Raw genomic sequence first — 14,883 nt, forward strand, 5'->3', positions numbered from 1 at the left:
CCGCGGCCGTGCTGAATGGGTCTCAGTGATCGACCTCCTGCCCTCCGCCGCCCCGCGACGCCCGGCCCCGACCGGCCGCCCCGCGGGCCTCCGGCACGCCCCGGCGCAGGGCAGGGCCCGGGCGTCCGTCACCGTGGTCCTCGCGACCGTCCTGGGCCTCGCGCTGCTGCTCGCCGGGCCGTCCGCACCCGGCTGGGCGGCGGCGAGCCCGACCCCGTCGCCGGCGCCGCCCTCCCTCGGCGCCCCGCCCACGACTCCCCCGCCCACCGCCGAGCCCGTCGCGCCGACCATCGGCCCGGTGAGCGACAGCGCGACGGGCACGGTCCTCGTCAGCGGCACCGCGACCCCCGGCGCGCGCGTCAAGGTCTCGGTCAGCGGCTCGGGCACGTTCCGCACCCTCTGCGACGCGGTGACGGCCGACGCCGAGGGGGCCTGGTCGTGCTCCGGGCCGGTGCCCACCGGCGCGGGCTGGACGGCGACGGCCCGTGACCTCGACCAGCCGAGCACGCCCGACGTCGACTCGGGCCCGTTCTCGGTGCTGACCCCGCCGACCGTCCGCGGCGGCCTCCTCGTGGGCGGCAAGCTCTCCGGCACGGCCGCGCCCGGCGCCACGGTGACCGTCACGGCCGGCGGCGGCGCCCGCGCCACGGCGACCGCCGGCGGCGACGGGTCGTGGACGACGACGCTGCCCGCCTCCTCCTTCCCCTCCGGCTCGTACACGGTGACCGCGACGCAGTCGTCGCCCTCCGTGCCCGACGTGCCCAGCTCCGGCGCCTCGAGCGCCGTCTCGGTGCGGGTCGACCGCGACGCGCCCGCCGCTCCGCGCCTCACCTCGCCGACGGCCGGGCAGCGGATCGCCGCGCAGCCCGTGACGGTCACCGGGAGCGGCGAGGCCGGAGCCCTCGCGACCGTCTACGTCGACAGCTCGCCCGTCTGCCAGGTCGTCGTCGGCGACGGCCCGTGGTCGTGCAGCACCGCCGGCTCCGACCTCCCCCTCGGCTCGCACGTCGTCCAGGCCGCCCTCGTCGACCCGGCGGGCAACTACGGGCCCCCCTCGGCCGGCGTCACGGTGACCGTGGTCGACCCCGCCTCCGCCGTCGCGCCTCCCGTCGTGGGCCCGACGCCGCGACCCGGTGCCACGCCCGCCCCCACCGCCTCCCCGTCGCCGGCAGGCCCGTCGACGTCGGCCGCGCCGGTCGCCCCCGGGTCGCCCGGCGGCGACGGCGGATCTCCGACCGACGACGCCGCAGGAGGCGCGGGGGGCGCCCCCGGCACCGGTGACGGCCCCCGGGGCACCTGGGCCACCGCCACCTCGTTCGGGGAGCACCTGCCGACGCTCGGCCAGACCCTCGCCGGCCCGGCCTGGGCGCTCGCCGGCGGGCTGGCGCTGCTGTTCCTCCTGCTCGTGGCCGCGCCGGCCCGCCTCGCGGCCGCGTCGCTGCGCGGGCGGCAGCGACGGCGCCGCGCCTCGCTGACCGGCCGCAACCGCGGCGTCGAGCTGCCCACGTCGTTCAGCGCGGCCACGGTCAGCCCGTGGCTGCCGGTCGCCCTGGCCCTCGTGGCGGGCGCCGCCGTCACGGCCGTCGCCGCCGGGGTCGACGACGAGCTGCAGTACGCCCGCCTGGCGCTGGGGATCGTGATCGGGCTCGTCGTGATCAACGGGCTGGGCGTGGCGCTGCCCGCCCTGCTCGTCGCGCGGGCCCGGGGGCTGGCCCTCCGCGTGCGGATGTCACCGCGCCTCCTGCTGGCGGCCGTCGTGGCGTGCGCGGCCACGCGGGCCCTCTCGCTCGACCCGCCGCTCGTGCTGGGGGTGCTGCTCACGGGCGCCCTCGTCGCCGTGCCGTCGTCGTCCGGGCGACACCGCGGCGCGGAGGCCGCGCGCGAGCCCGACTCCCGTGACGTCGGCGTCGCGGCGGCCGCGCAGCTCGGGGCCCTCGTCGTGCTCGGCGGGGCGGCGTGGGTGCTCCACGGCGTCGTGCCCGGGGCCGCGGCCGGGGCCGGGGCCGGCGCTGAGCTCGCCCGCGAGACGCTGGCGACCGTGTGCCTGGCCGGGCTCGGCTCGCTCGTCGTCTCGCTCGTGCCGCTCGGCGGCCTGCCGGGGCGACGAGTCTGGGCCTGGTCGCGCGGCGCCTACGTCGGGCTCGTCGTGGTCGGCGTGAGCGTCGCCGCGGTGGTCTTCGTCGGGGCGCCGACGGCGGCGTTCCCGGTCGTGCCGCTCGTGGCGGCCAGCGCGGTCGCGGCGCTCGGGGCGGTCGCGGCCTGGCTCTGGCTGCGCGTGGTCGAGCCCGCGGGCCGCGAGGCCTGAGCCGCGCCCGTCGCCCGCGTCGGCCGCGTCGCCCTGACGGCGTGACCGTGCCCCCGCAGGGATTCGAACCCTGACTTGGACGATTTTAAGTCGCCTGCCTCTGACCAGTTGGGCTACGAGGGCCTCCCCCGAGCCTACGAGACGGCGGCGGCGGCCGTCGCACGGACACGACGACGCCCGCCGTGCTGACGAGCAGCAGGGCGGGCGTCGTGGTCGGCCGCTCGAGGCGGCCGGTGCCGTGACTACTCGGCGGCGGGCACCTTGTCGGTGCCGCCGACGTCGGTCGACGCTCCGGTGCCGCGGGCCGAGCCGCCGGCCGTGGCCCCGACCTTCTCGCCCTCGGCGGGCGCGCTGCCGTCGGCGTCGACCGGGTTCGCGTAGGCGGGGCCGGGCTCGCCGGCGGCCTTGCCGATCTCGGGCGCGGGCGCCGCGGCGGGCTCGTCGGCGGCCGGCTTCGGGCGCGACGCGAACGCCTCGAACGCGGCACGGGGGCGCTCACGGTCGTCGAGCGAGACGATGTCGCGGCCGAGCCAGAAGTTGTTCCACCAGCCGGTGACGACGCGGAACTTGCGCTCGAAGGAGGGCATCGCCATGCCGTGGTAGCCGCGGTGCGCGGCCCAGGCCGGGAAGCCCTTCAGCACGAACTTGCCGCTCTGGAAGACGCCGGTGCCGAGGCCCAGGCCCGCGACGGCGCCGAGGTTCTCGTGCACGTAGTCGACGGGCTCCTCGCCGCGGAGCACGGCGGTGATGTTCTTGGCGAGCTGCTTGCCCATGCGGACGGCGTGCTGGGCGTTCGGCACGCAGAAGCCGCCGACGCCCTTGCCCGTGAGGTCGGGCGTCGCCGCGACGTCGCCGCAGGCCCAGGCGCCGGGCACGACGGTCTCGCCGTCGACGACGCGGAGGTCGGCCTGCACGGTGATGCGGCCGCGCTGCTCGAGGGGGAAGTCGGTGGAGCGCACCATCGGGTTGGCCATGACCCCGGCCGTCCAGACGATGAGGTCCGACTCGAACGACTCGCCGGTCGACAGCTCGATCTTGCCGCCGACGGCCGACTGCAGCTGCGTGTCGAGGTGCACCGTGGCGGCGCGCTCGGCGAGGTTCTTCAGCACCCAGTGGCTCGTCTCGAGCGACACCTCGGGCATGATGCGGCCCATCGCCTCGACGAGGTGGAAGTGCGTGTCGTCGATGGTGAGGGTCGGGTACTTCTTCAGCAGGTCGCTGGCGAAGCTGCGCAGCTCGGCGAAGATCTCGATGCCGGCGAAGCCGCCGCCCACGACCGTGACCGTCAGCAGGCGGTCGCGCAGCGGGCCGGCGGGCAGGTCGGCCGCCTTCGCGAAGTTGGTGAGGAGCTTGTCGCGGATCGCCGCGGCCTCCTCGATGGTCTTGAGGCCGATGGCCTCGTCGGCCACGCCCGGGATGGGGAAGGTGCGCGACACGGCGCCGGCCGTCATGACGATCTGGTCGTACTGCATCGTCCACGCGTCGCCGACGGACGGGGTGATCGTCGCGGTCTTCGTGGCGTGGTCGACCGCGGTCACCTTGGCGGTGACGACCCTCGTCTTCTTGAGGTGGCGGCGGAGCGAGACCACGGCGTGACGGGGCTCGATCGAGCCGGCCGCGACCTCGGGGAGGAAGGGCTGGTACGTCATGTAGGGCAGCGGGTCGACGACCGTCACCGACGCCTCCCCCTGACGGAGGTGCTTCTCGAGCTTCCAGGCGGTGTAGAAGCCGGCGTAGCCGCCGCCGACGATCAGGATTTCAGGCACGGTGAAGGCTCTCCTCGTTGTGGGGTGTCGGAGGAGACTTTACTCCTGCCGACGGCCCCGCCCGTACTGCCGGGCGGCGCCGACCCCGACGAGCACCAGGGCCCCGCCGAAGACCGCGAAGACGATGAGCGGGACGCCCGTCGACCGCATCGTCTCGACCGTGGGCAGCAGGGCCGACAGCCGCTCGCCGTCGGGGGTCTCCGGGGTGGGCACCGGCGCCGGCTCGACGGGCACGGCCGACGAGCTGCCGTCGGGCACGACCTCGTCGGCGCGGCGGTGCACGCGGATCCACTCCGAGAGGTCGCCCATCGGGTTCGCCTCGACGTGCGGCACGTCGCGGGTGACGGCCGCCGCCGCGTCGACGAGCCCGTAGCCGTAGAGGGGGTCGGGCTGGGTCGCGCCGCGCGGCTCGGCCGTCGCGACCACGCGGTTGATGACGTCGTCGGCGTCGAGCTCGGGGTGGGCGGCCCGCACGAGGGCGACGATCCCCGCGACGAGGGGCGTGGCCCCGCTCGAGCCGTTCCAGCTGTAGTGGACGTCGTCGGGGCCGACCCCGACGAGCTTCTCGCTCGGCGCCGCGACCCCGATGGTGATGCCCTGGCTCGACGCGTCGAAGCTCGCCGTGCCCGAGCGGTCGACGCCCGCCACGGTCAGCACGCCGGGCATGGTCGCGGGCGCGCCCACCTCGGTCGTGCCGCTGCCGCGGTTGCCGGCGGCGGCCACCACGACCACGTCGTGCTCCATCGCGTAGAGGAACGCGTCGTCCCAGCTGGTCGGCCAGTCGAGCGTGTTGCGGGTGAGCGACATGTTGATGACGTCGGCCCCGTGGTCGACCGACCAGCGGACCGCGTCGGCGATCTGGGTGTCGGAGTCGACGGCGCCGGTGCCGAAGCCGACCGAGACCGACAGCAGGCTCGCCTCGGGCGCGACGCCGACGACGCCGTCGCCGCTGCCGGTGCCTCGGCCCGCGAGCATGGAGCCGACGAGGGTGCCGTGCGCCGGGTCGTCCGTCCCGACCGGGGTCTGACCGTCGGGGCTGCCCTGGCCGCTGACGTCCGTGCCGCCGACGACGGCGCCCTGGAGCTCGCGCACCGACCCGTCGACGCCGGTGTCGATGACCGCCACCGTGACTCCTGCGCCCCGGGTGGTCTGCCAGGCCTGCTCGATGCCGTAGTCGGCGAGCCAGTACTGCTGGTCGCGGATCGCGTCGGCACGCGCCGAGGCCGCGGGCAGCACGACGAGGGCGGCCGCGGCGACGACGGCCGCGACGCTGACACCCCCTCGCCGCCGCACGGCGGTCAGGCTGCGCCGTCGGAGGCGGTGGTCGCCGGGGCTGACTCGTCGAGCCAGTCGGGGCAGCGGCAGACGTCGGGGCTCCACGACGCACGCTCGAGCGCGAGGTCGCCGATCGGGTTGACCCCGGGGCCCGCCGCGAGGGCGTGGCCGACGAGGGCGTGCAGGCACTTGACGCGCTCGGGCATGCCCCCCGCCGTGACGTGCGCGATCTCGGCGACGTGCTCGATGCCCTCGCGGTCGGCGAGGTAGGCGTCGTGGGCGGCGTGGTACTGCTCGCGCACCTGCTCGTCGCCAGCCAGCAGCTCGGTCATCTCGGTCATCACGCCGGTGGCCTCGAGGGTCGAGACCGCCGCCGTCGCCCCCGGGTGGCACAGGTAGTAGAGCGTCGGGAAGGGCGTGCCGTCGCCGAGGCGCGGCTTCGTCGCGACGACGGTGGGCGCCCCGCAGACGCAGCGCGCGGGGATGCCCACGACGTCGCGGGCGGGGCGGCCCAGCTGCGCCGTGACGATGCGCACGTCGTCGTCGGTGACCGGGTCGAAGGGAGGGGTCGTCACGGGGTGCCGCCTGTCGAGGTGGAGGACGGCACGGTCGCGCCGCCGAGGTCGGGCGCGACCAGCTCGGTCGCGGGGGCGTCGCTGAGGCCGGCGTCGAGCACGGACGACGTCATGGCCGCCACCCAGTCGACCTGGGGGGTCTGCAGCGAGTCGCTGATCGGGGCGGGCTGCGAGGGCTCGGCGCCGGCCGACTCGCCCATGACGAGGTAGCTGTACTCGCCCGGGTAGACGTAGAGCAGGCGGTCGCGGGCCTGGGCCTCGATGTAGGCCGGGTCGCTCCAGCGCGCGACGTCGCCCTGCAGGTCGTCGACGTCGGCCTGCTGGTCGCGGACCTCCTGCTCGAGGGCGGCGATCTGCTGCTGCTGCTGGATGAGCGTGCGGAGCGACGGCGCGAGGATGACGACGAAGAGCACGAGGATGACGAGCATCACCAGGCTGAAGCCCGACGAGCGGATGTTGCGGAGCCAGGCGCCCGCGGCCGAGTCGGCGGCCGGGAGGCTCACCGGCACGCGGCGGTTCGGGGTCTCACGAGGCATGTGTCGAGGGTAGACGACGCACCCGGGCGCCGGGTCACGGAACGCCGAGAGGCCCGCCCCCGGGCGGGGACGGGCCTCTCGGCGGGGCGCTGGCTAGGCCTGGAAGCGCGGGAACGCCGAGTAGCCGGCGTAGACCGCGGCGTCGCCGAGCTCCTCCTCGATGCGGAGCAGCTGGTTGTACTTCGCCACGCGCTCGCTGCGGGCCGGGGCGCCGGTCTTGATCTGGCCGGCGTCGGTCGCGACGGCGAGGTCGGCGATCGTGGTGTCTTCCGTCTCGCCGGAGCGGTGCGACAGCACGGTGGTGTAGCCGCTGCGCTGGGCGAGCGAGACCGCGTCGAGCGACTCGGTCAGGGTGCCGATCTGGTTCACCTTGACGAGGATCGAGTTCGCGGCGCCGGTCTGGATGCCCTTGGCGAGGCGGGTCGGGTTGGTGACGAAGAGGTCGTCGCCGACGATCTGCGTCTTGCGGCCGATCTCGCTCGTGAGGTGCGCCCAGCCCTCCCAGTCGTCCTCGTCGAGGGGGTCCTCGATGGAGACGAGCGGGTACGAGGCGACGAGGTCGGCGTAGTACGAGGCGAGGAAGGCCGAGTCGCGCGACTGCCCCTCGAACGTGTACGAGCCGTCGGAGAAGAACTCGCTCGAGGCGACGTCGAGGCCCAGCGCGATGTCTTTCCCGGGGGTGAAGCCGGCCGTGGTGATGGCCTCGACCAGCAGGTCGAGCGCGGCGCGGTTGCTCTCGAGGTTCGGCGCGAAGCCGCCCTCGTCGCCGAGGCCGGTCGAGAGGCCGGCGGCCTTCAGCTGGCTCTTCAGCGCGTGGTAGGTCTCGGCGCCCCAGCGGACGGCCTCGCCGAAGGTCGACGCGCCGATCGGCAGGATCATGAACTCCTGGATGTCGACGTTGCTGTCGGCGTGCGAGCCGCCGTTGATGACGTTCATCATCGGCACGGGCAGCGTGTGGGCGTTCGGGCCGCCGAGGTAGCGGAAGAGCGGCAGGTCGGCCGAGTCGGCGGCGGCGCGGGCCACGGCCAGCGAGACGCCGAGGATGGCGTTGGCGCCGAGGCGCGACTTGTTCTCGGTGCCGTCGAGCTCGATCATCGCCGCGTCGATCAGGCGCTGGTCGGTGGCGTCGAGGCCCTCGACCTCCGGGCCGATCTCGTCGATGACGGCCGCGACGGCCTTGAGCACGCCCTTGCCGAGGTAGCGGCTGTCGTCGCCGTCGCGGAGCTCGTAGGCCTCGAAGGCCCCGGTGGATGCGCCCGAGGGGACGGCCGCGCGCGACACGGTCCCGTCGTCGAGCAGGACCTCGACCTCGACGGTCGGGTTGCCCCGCGAGTCGAGGATTTCGCGGGCGCCTACGGCGTCGATTGCTGCCACGGAGAACTCCTTAGTGTGTCGTCAGGTCGTCGGGGCCTGGGCCCCGCCGCCTAGCCTAGCCGCGCCTCCGACCGGCGACGCGGGTGTTCAGCGGACGTTCGCCCGCCGTCGGTCAGCCGATCGGGCGGATCTGCAGCTCGTCGACGGACTCGCCCCCGCGCACGGAGGCGAACCGCCCGAAGCCGGCGGCCGCGAGCGCGGCGAGCTGGCCCCTGGCGTTCTTCGCGCGGCGCTCGAGCCGCACCCGGCCCTCGCCGCCGGCGAGCAGCGCCCGCTGCAGGGCGACCAGCTCGGCCGGCGGCACCGTCTTGTCGTGCAGCACGGCCAGGCCGTCGTCGTCGGCCCCGTCGAGCTCGACGAGGTCGACGATGCGCTCGAAGCCGAGCGAGAAGCCCGCGGCCGGCACGTCGGTGCCGAGGAACCGGCCGATCATCCCGTCGTAGCGACCGCCGCCGCCCAGCGAGTAGCTGAAGTCGGGGTGCGCCACCTCGAAGATGGTGCCGGTGTAGTAGCCCATGCCCCGCACCAGCGTCGGGTCGAGCACGAGGGTCGCGCCCGGCAGCGCGTCGCGGAGGGCCACGAGGTCGGCTGCGGCCTCGGCGTCGAGCCAGGCGGGAGGCGCGGAGCCGGTGATCGAGTCGAAGGTCGCCTCGCCGAGCTGGTGCAGCTGCGCCGCGAGGTCGTCGCCGCCGACGCCGAGCTCGCGCAGCTGCGTCGCCACGCCCTCGACGCCGATCTTGTCGAGCTTGTCGATCTCGATCAGCGCCCGGTCGGTCAGCTCGGGGGCGACGCCCCAGTGGGCGAGCACGCCGAGCAGCACGCGGCGGTCGTTGACGCGGATGGTCGTGCCCCGGAGCCCGAGGGCGTCGAGCACGTCGGTCGTGGCCGAGATCAGCTCGACCTCGGCTTGCTGCCCGGGCTCGCCGAGGATGTCGATGTCGCACTGGACGAACTGGCGGTAGCGGCCCTTCTGCGGCCGCTCGGCCCGCCAGACGGGAGCGATCTGCACCGAGCGGAAGACGGTCGGCAGCTCGGCCCGGTGCGACGCGTAGAACCGGGCCAGGGGCACGGTGAGGTCGAAGCGCAGCCCGAGGTCGGCGAGCTCGAGCGGCGACCCCACGCCGCGGACGGCGTCGAGGTCGAGCCCGCGGCGCAGCACCGCGAAGACCTGCTTCTCGTTGTCGCCGCCGAGGCCGGACCAGAGGAACTCGGCGCCCTCGACGACCGGGGTCTCGATCTCGTCGAAGCCCCGCGAGCGGTAGACGTCGCGCACGGTGGCCAGCACGCGTTCGCGGCGGCGCTTCTCGGCGGGCAGGAAGTCTCGCATCCCGCGCGGCGGGGTCACGTGTGAGGGCATCGCACCATCATCCCAGAGGGCAGCCCCGGGAGGCGCGCGGTCGAGCCCCGCAGGATTGCGCGTCATGTGACATGTCGGCTATGGTCGACGCAGGTCGTCGGCGCGAATCGGGTTGCGCACCGGCGACCGACCCCGGCGCCCTCCCTTCCCTGCGGTGAGGGCTCCACGACGGGCCAGGCGCCTCGCGCCTGGCCCGTTCATCAGCATCAGGCGGGGCGGGGCTCTGCCCGGGGCCGGCCGCGGCGTGTCCGACCGTCACGCGACCGCTCCGGGCTCGACCCCGGCGCGCGGTCACGGCGTGGAGGCGAGCTGCGGCGCGCGGGCCACGAGGTCGTCGACGACGCGGGTGGCCGCGGTCGTGAGCGGGCGCACCTCCGCCGTGACGAGGGCGTCGTGCTGCAGGCCTCGGAGGGCGTCGACGGCGACCCGCGCCTCCGGCCCGGCCACCGCCTCCGGCACGCCCTGCGCCACCAGCCAGCGCGCGACGAAGTCGTGCCAGCGGGCGACCTCGCCCCGAGCCGGGCCCTGCTCGCCGGCGACGACCTCGAGCAGGGCCGCCTCGGTCTCGAGGCGCAGCAGGTCGCGGCCGCGCTCGCTGGTCGAGTCGGCCCAGGCGTCGAGCAGGTGCGACCGGAGCGACCGACCGTCCAGGGCGGTCGGGTCGACCGCCAGCGCGGCGTCGTGCCGCGCGACGACTCCGCGCACGATCTCGGCGACGAGCTCGGCGCGGTTGCCGAAGTGGTAGACGAAGACGTACGTGCTCACGCCGAGCGCCTCCGCGAGGGTGCGGAACGACACCGTGGCGATCGACCGGCTGCGGAGGTGCTCGATGATCTGCGCGAGCAGCTCGGGCTTGCGGGTCGGGTCGGGTCTGCGAGGCACGGGAGCCCCTCCTCTGCGAGGGCGAGCAGCCCGGCCCTGCGCCGGGCCGTCGGCCCGGTCGCACGATAACAGACGGCCACCGCGACCCCCGGGCGCCCCCGACGACACCGGCGGGCGGACACGCCGGGGTCGACGAGCAGCGTCGACGACCACCGGCGACCGCCGACCACATGACACATCAGGGTTCCGTCTTTGACATGTCAGCACTCCACCCGGTACATTCGACGCAGTGCCGCACGACGCGTCGCGGGTGATCCCCCTCGACGCAGTGCGACGCCGACGTGCCCCTCGCCCGCGCAGCTGGTCCTCGACCGCCGTGCGGCCGGGCACGTGGGGGCGCCCGCCGTTCGGGTCGGTCGGGTGCCCTGTGCCGGGGTGTCCGCCGTTCGGGTCGGTCGGACCCCCGGCCCTCTCCCCCGGGCGTCTGCCCCGCGCCCTGTCCGTCCACGACGGCGACATCGTGGCGGGGGGCCCGTCCGCGCCCGGCCGGGGACGCGCTACGGCCGCGGAGCCTCGCCCGACCGCAGCTGCTGCTCCCGCTCGCGGACGGCTCGCCGGAGCGCCCGCTCGGCGTCGAGCCCCTCCGCGGTCGCCGCGTCGACGCGGGCGAGGAGCTCGCGCCCCCAGGAGAGCTCGACGTCGGGCTCGTCGTCGACGAGGGCGGCGGGCGGCGTGACCTGACCGGCCGACCGGCGCCGCGACTCCACCTTCTGTGCCCTCGCGAGGGCGGGCAGGCCGAGGGGCACGCCGTCGTAGGCGCTGCGGCGGTCGGCTTTCTCCCGGGCCTTGGCGGCGGACCAGAGACGGACGATGTCGTCGACGTCGGCGGCCTCGTCGCCGGCGAAGACGTGGGGGTGCCGACGCACGGTCTTCGCGGCGACGTCACGGACGACGTCGGCCAGGTCGAAGCCCTCCCCCGGCGCCCTCGCCGCGATCGCAGCGTGGAGCACCACCTGGTACAGCACGTCGCCGAGCTCTTCGCGGCGATCGGCCGGGGTGCCCGACTCGATGGCCTCGACGAGCTCCGACGACTCCTCGACCAGGTAGGTGACGAGGCTGTCGGGGGTCTGGGCGCGGTTCCACTCGCAGCCGCCCTCGTCGGCCAGCAGCGCCTCGACCACGCGGACGAGCGCCGCGAGCTCGGCGCCCGCGCGGCCGTCGACGCCGTCCGTCACGGTCGGCTCAGCTCGCCGCGGCGGAGCTGTCGGCGGACGGGCGCGGCGCCTCGGCGCCGTAGATCGACGACATGAGCTGCTCGACCCAGGTGATCAGCTCGCCGTCGGGCAGGGCCTCGCCGTGCTTCCGCGGCAGCGGGACGCTCACGGAGCGCGTCTGGCCGAACCAGCGCGACCCCGGGTACATGCGCTGCAGGCGCACCTGCATGCTGTCGGGCAGGTCGAGGCCGGCGACCCGGAGGTTGCTGCCCATGACGACGACCTCGCTGAGCCCCGCCTTCTGGGCGGCACGGCGGAGGCGCGACACCTCGATGAGCGCGAGCACGGACGCCGGCGGGGCGCCGTAGCGGTCGGTGAGCTCCTCGAGGACGGCGTCGATCTGCTCGTCGGTCGAGGTGGGCGAGCTGGCGGTCGAGAGCTTCTGGTACGCCTCGAGCCGGAGGCGCTCGCTCTCGACGTACTCCTCGGGGATGTGGGCGTCGACGGGCAGCTCGAGCCGCAGCTCGGTCTGGCCCTCGGCGACCTCGCCGCGGAAGGCGCCGACGGCCTCGCCGATCATGCGGAGGTAGAGGTCGAAGCCGACGCCGGCGATGTGCCCGGACTGCTCGCCGCCCAGCAGGTTGCCCGCCCCGCGGATCTCCAGGTCTTTCAGGGCCACCTGCATGCCCGCGCCGAGCTCGTTGTTGGCCGCGATGGTCTCGAGGCGGTCCTGGGCGGTCTCGCTGAGCGGCTTCTCGGCGTCGTAGAGGAAGTACGCGTAGCCGCGCTCGCGGCCCCGGCCGACGCGGCCGCGCAGCTGGTGCAGCTGGCTGAGGCCGTACTTGTCGGCCCGGTCGATGATGAGGGTGTTCGCGTTGGCGATGTCGAGCCCGGTCTCGATGATGGTGGTCGAGACGAGCACGTCGAACTTGCGCTCCCAGAAGTCGACCATGACCTGCTCGAGGGTCGACTCGGCCATCTGCCCGTGCGCGACGGCGACCCGGGCCTCCGGCACGAGCTCCGCGATCTGCGCGGCGACGCGGTTGATGCTCGAGACGCGGTTGTGGACGTAGAAGACCTGGCCCTCGCGGAGCAGCTCGCGGCGGATGGCGGCGGCCTTCTGCCGCTCGCTCTCGGGGCCGACGAAGGTGAGGATGGGGTGGCGGTCCTCCGGCGGGGTCGCCAGGGTCGACATCTCACGGATGCCGGTGACGGCCATCTCGAGCGACCGCGGGATCGGCGTCGCCGACATCGCGAGGATGTCGACGTTCGTCTTGAGCTTCTTCAGCGCGTCCTTGTGCTCGACGCCGAACCGCTGCTCCTCGTCGATGATGACGAGCCCCACGTCTTTGTAGACGATGCTCTCGCTGAGGAGGCGGTGGGTGCCGATGACCATGTCGACGGTGCCGTCGCCGAGGCCCGCGATCGTCTCGCGGCTCTCCTTCGCGGACTGGAAGCGGCTGAGGCTGCGCAGGTGCACGGGGAAGCCTGCGAACCGGTCGGCGAAGGTGTCGAAGTGCTGCTTGACGAGCAGCGTCGTCGGCACGAGCATGACGACCTGCTTGCCGTCCTGGATCGCCTTGAAGGCGGCGCGCACGGCGACCTCGGTCTTGCCGTAGCCGACGTCGCCGGAGAGCAGGCGGTCCATCGGGATGGGCCGCTCCATGTCGGCCTTGATCTCGTCGATGGTCGTCAGCTGGTCGGGCGTCTCGGCGAAGGGGAAGGCCTCCTCCAGCTCGCGCTGCCACGGGGTGTCGGGCGGGAACGCGTGGCCCTTGGACGCCATGCGCGCGGAGTACAGCTTCACGAGCTCGACCGCGATGTCGCGGACGGCGCGACGGGCCTTGCTCTTGGCGCTGGCCCAGTCGCTGCCGCCCATCTTGCTGAGCGTGGGGGCCTCGCCGCCGACGTAGCGGCTGAGCAGGTCGAGCTGGTCGGTGGGCACGTAGAGCTTGTCGCCCGGGTAGCCGCGCTTCGACGGCGCGTACTCGAGCACGAGGTACTCGCGGCTGTTCTTCACGGCGTTCTTGCCGCCGGTGCTGACCTCGCGGCTGGTGAGCTCGAGGAACTTGCCGATGCCGTGCGTCTGGTGCACGACGACGTCGCCGGGCTTGAGCTGCAGCGGGTCGACGACGGCCTTGCGGCGGCTGGCGAGCTTCTTCACCTGCCGGGAGTCGTAGTTCGCCGAGCGGCCGTAGAAGTCGCTCTCGCCGAGCACGGCGACCTTGGCCTCGGCCAGCTCGAAGCCGGCCTCGACCCCGCCGGCGACGAGCAGGGCGACGCCCGGCTCGAGCTCGTCGGGCAGGTCGTCGAGCAGGCGAGCGGCCACGGCGCGCTCGCCGAGCACGTCGCGGGCCCGCTCGACGAGGCCGACGCCCCGCGAGGTCACCACGACGCTCCACCCGTCGCGGAGGCGCTGCACCACATGGTCGACGGCGCCCTCGGCGTGGCCGCTGAAGCTCGGCACGCTCTCGGCCTCGACGCGCACGTAGTCGCCGGCCGACGCGGCGGCGTCCTCGTCGCTGAGCACCTCGCCGGTGTCGAAGGAGCTCATCGTGAACCAGGTGCGGTCGCCCGCCGACTCGCGGAGCTGGCGGAGGGTGATGAAGTCGCCCGCGTCGAGGTCGATGGGCGCCTCGGCGCCGGCGGTCGCGGCGTTCCACGCCGCGGAGAGGAACTCGCGGTTCGTCTCGGCGAGGCTCTGGGCACGGGAGTTCACGCGCTCGGGCGACAGCACGGCGACGGAGGCGCCCGCCGGCAGGTAGTGCGTGAGCGGCACGAGGCCGTGGACGAGGGCGGGGGCGAGGGACTCCATGCCCTCGACGGGGATGCCCTCGGAGATCTTGGCGAGCATCTGCGCGAGGCTCGGGAACTCGTGCTGCATCTCGCGCGCCCGCTGCCGCACGTCGTCGGTGAGCAGCATCTCGCGGCTCGGCGGCAGCTCGACGCCGGCCACGTCGCCGTCGAGGCTCCGCTGGTCGGCGACCGAGAAGCGCCGGATCTGGTCGACCTCGTCGCCGAAGAAGTCGACGCGGACGGGGTGCTCGGCGGTGGGCGGGAAGACGTCGAGGATGCCGCCGCGGACGGCGAACTCGCCCCGACGGGTGACCATGTCGACCCGGGCGTAGGCGAGGCCGACGAGCGACTGCGAGATGGCGGTCAGGTCGTGCCCACGGGAGCCCACGGTCAGCTCGACCTGGTCGATGTCGGCGAGGTTGTCGGCCAGGGGCTGCAGGGCGGCACGGACGCCGGCCACGACGACGATCGGCCGCACGGCGTCGGGCGCCGCGTCGGCCTCGGCCGACCAGGCGGCGAGGCGCCGGAGCGCGTGGATGCGCTTGCCGACGGTCTCGGCACCGGGGCTGAGGCGCTCGTGCGGCAGGGTCTCCCACGCGGGGAACTCGATGACCTCGGCGTCTGGCAGGTAGCTCGCGAGGGAGCCGCGCACGGCCTCCGACTCGCGGCCGGTCGCCGTGACGACCAGCATCGCCTGAGGACCCTCGCGGCGGGCCAGGAGGCCGGCGACGAGGGGGACGCGCAGACCGTCGACCAGGCTGTAGTCGGTGCTGCGACCGGCCCGGTCGAGGGCAGCGGAGAACGTGGAGGCGCGCGACAGCGCCGAGATCAAGCCCGCGAGTATCACCCGGCAAGGCTACTCG

At 74.6% G+C, this 14,883-nt stretch carries 10 protein-coding genes and 1 tRNA gene; 1 reads left to right on the forward strand and 10 read right to left on the reverse strand.

Going from position 1 to position 14,883, the window contains the following annotated elements:
• Positions 1 to 25: 25 nt before the first annotated feature.
• Positions 26 to 2,305, forward strand: coding sequence for a hypothetical protein (locus IFT45_RS01380; RefSeq protein ID WP_192126300.1), 2,280 nt, complete (start codon positions 26 to 28; stop codon positions 2,303 to 2,305).
• A 48-nt stretch (positions 2,306 to 2,353) separates the two neighbouring features.
• Here IFT45_RS01380 and IFT45_RS01385 read toward each other — a convergent pair.
• The 10 genes from IFT45_RS01385 to mfd all read right to left on the reverse strand — a co-directional run bounded on the left by IFT45_RS01385 (position 2,354) and on the right by mfd (position 14,867).
• Positions 2,354 to 2,428 (reverse strand) — tRNA-Leu (locus IFT45_RS01385).
• A gap of 119 nt (positions 2,429 to 2,547) precedes the next feature.
• Complete coding sequence (locus IFT45_RS01390) at positions 2,548 to 4,071, reverse strand: FAD-dependent oxidoreductase (protein ID WP_192126302.1); 1,524 nt, start codon at positions 4,069 to 4,071, stop codon at positions 2,548 to 2,550.
• 39 nt (positions 4,072 to 4,110) lie between these two features.
• On the reverse strand, positions 4,111 to 5,364 hold the full coding sequence (locus tag IFT45_RS01395; RefSeq protein WP_371810826.1) for a S8 family serine peptidase: 1,254 nt from the start codon (positions 5,362 to 5,364) through the stop codon (positions 4,111 to 4,113).
• Positions 5,365 to 5,369: 5 nt separating this feature from the next.
• A complete protein-coding gene (locus tag IFT45_RS01400; RefSeq protein ID WP_056056684.1) occupies positions 5,370 to 5,921 on the reverse strand; it encodes a DUF501 domain-containing protein in 552 nt (183 codons plus the stop codon).
• Positions 5,918 to 6,457 carry a septum formation initiator family protein gene (locus IFT45_RS01405; protein ID WP_056056685.1) on the reverse strand — a complete coding sequence of 180 codons (540 nt, stop codon included), beginning with the start codon at positions 6,455 to 6,457 and terminating at the stop codon, positions 5,918 to 5,920. The genes IFT45_RS01400 and IFT45_RS01405 overlap by 4 nt, the downstream gene beginning before the upstream one ends.
• A gap of 93 nt (positions 6,458 to 6,550) precedes the next feature.
• A complete protein-coding gene (gene eno / locus IFT45_RS01410) occupies positions 6,551 to 7,831 on the reverse strand; it encodes a phosphopyruvate hydratase (protein WP_192126304.1) in 1,281 nt (426 codons plus the stop codon).
• A 112-nt stretch (positions 7,832 to 7,943) separates the two neighbouring features.
• Positions 7,944 to 9,188 (reverse strand): HisS family protein, encoded by a 1,245-nt coding sequence (locus IFT45_RS01415; RefSeq protein ID WP_192126306.1) that lies wholly within the window; start codon positions 9,186 to 9,188, stop codon positions 7,944 to 7,946.
• A 291-nt stretch (positions 9,189 to 9,479) separates the two neighbouring features.
• On the reverse strand, positions 9,480 to 10,070 hold the full coding sequence (locus IFT45_RS17655; RefSeq protein WP_192126308.1) for a TetR family transcriptional regulator: 591 nt from the start codon (positions 10,068 to 10,070) through the stop codon (positions 9,480 to 9,482).
• A 497-nt stretch (positions 10,071 to 10,567) separates the two neighbouring features.
• Positions 10,568 to 11,245, reverse strand: coding sequence for a MazG nucleotide pyrophosphohydrolase domain-containing protein (locus IFT45_RS01425; protein ID WP_192126310.1), 678 nt, complete (start codon positions 11,243 to 11,245; stop codon positions 10,568 to 10,570).
• Between the two features lie 7 nt (positions 11,246 to 11,252).
• A complete protein-coding gene (gene mfd / locus IFT45_RS01430; protein ID WP_192126312.1) occupies positions 11,253 to 14,867 on the reverse strand; it encodes a transcription-repair coupling factor in 3,615 nt (1,204 codons plus the stop codon).
• Positions 14,868 to 14,883: the final 16 nt, after the last annotated feature.

The sequence above is a fragment of the Frigoribacterium sp. CFBP 13707 genome (assembly GCF_014842245.1).
In the GTDB taxonomy this organism is placed as follows: Bacteria; Actinomycetota; Actinomycetes; order Actinomycetales; family Microbacteriaceae; genus Frigoribacterium; species Frigoribacterium endophyticum.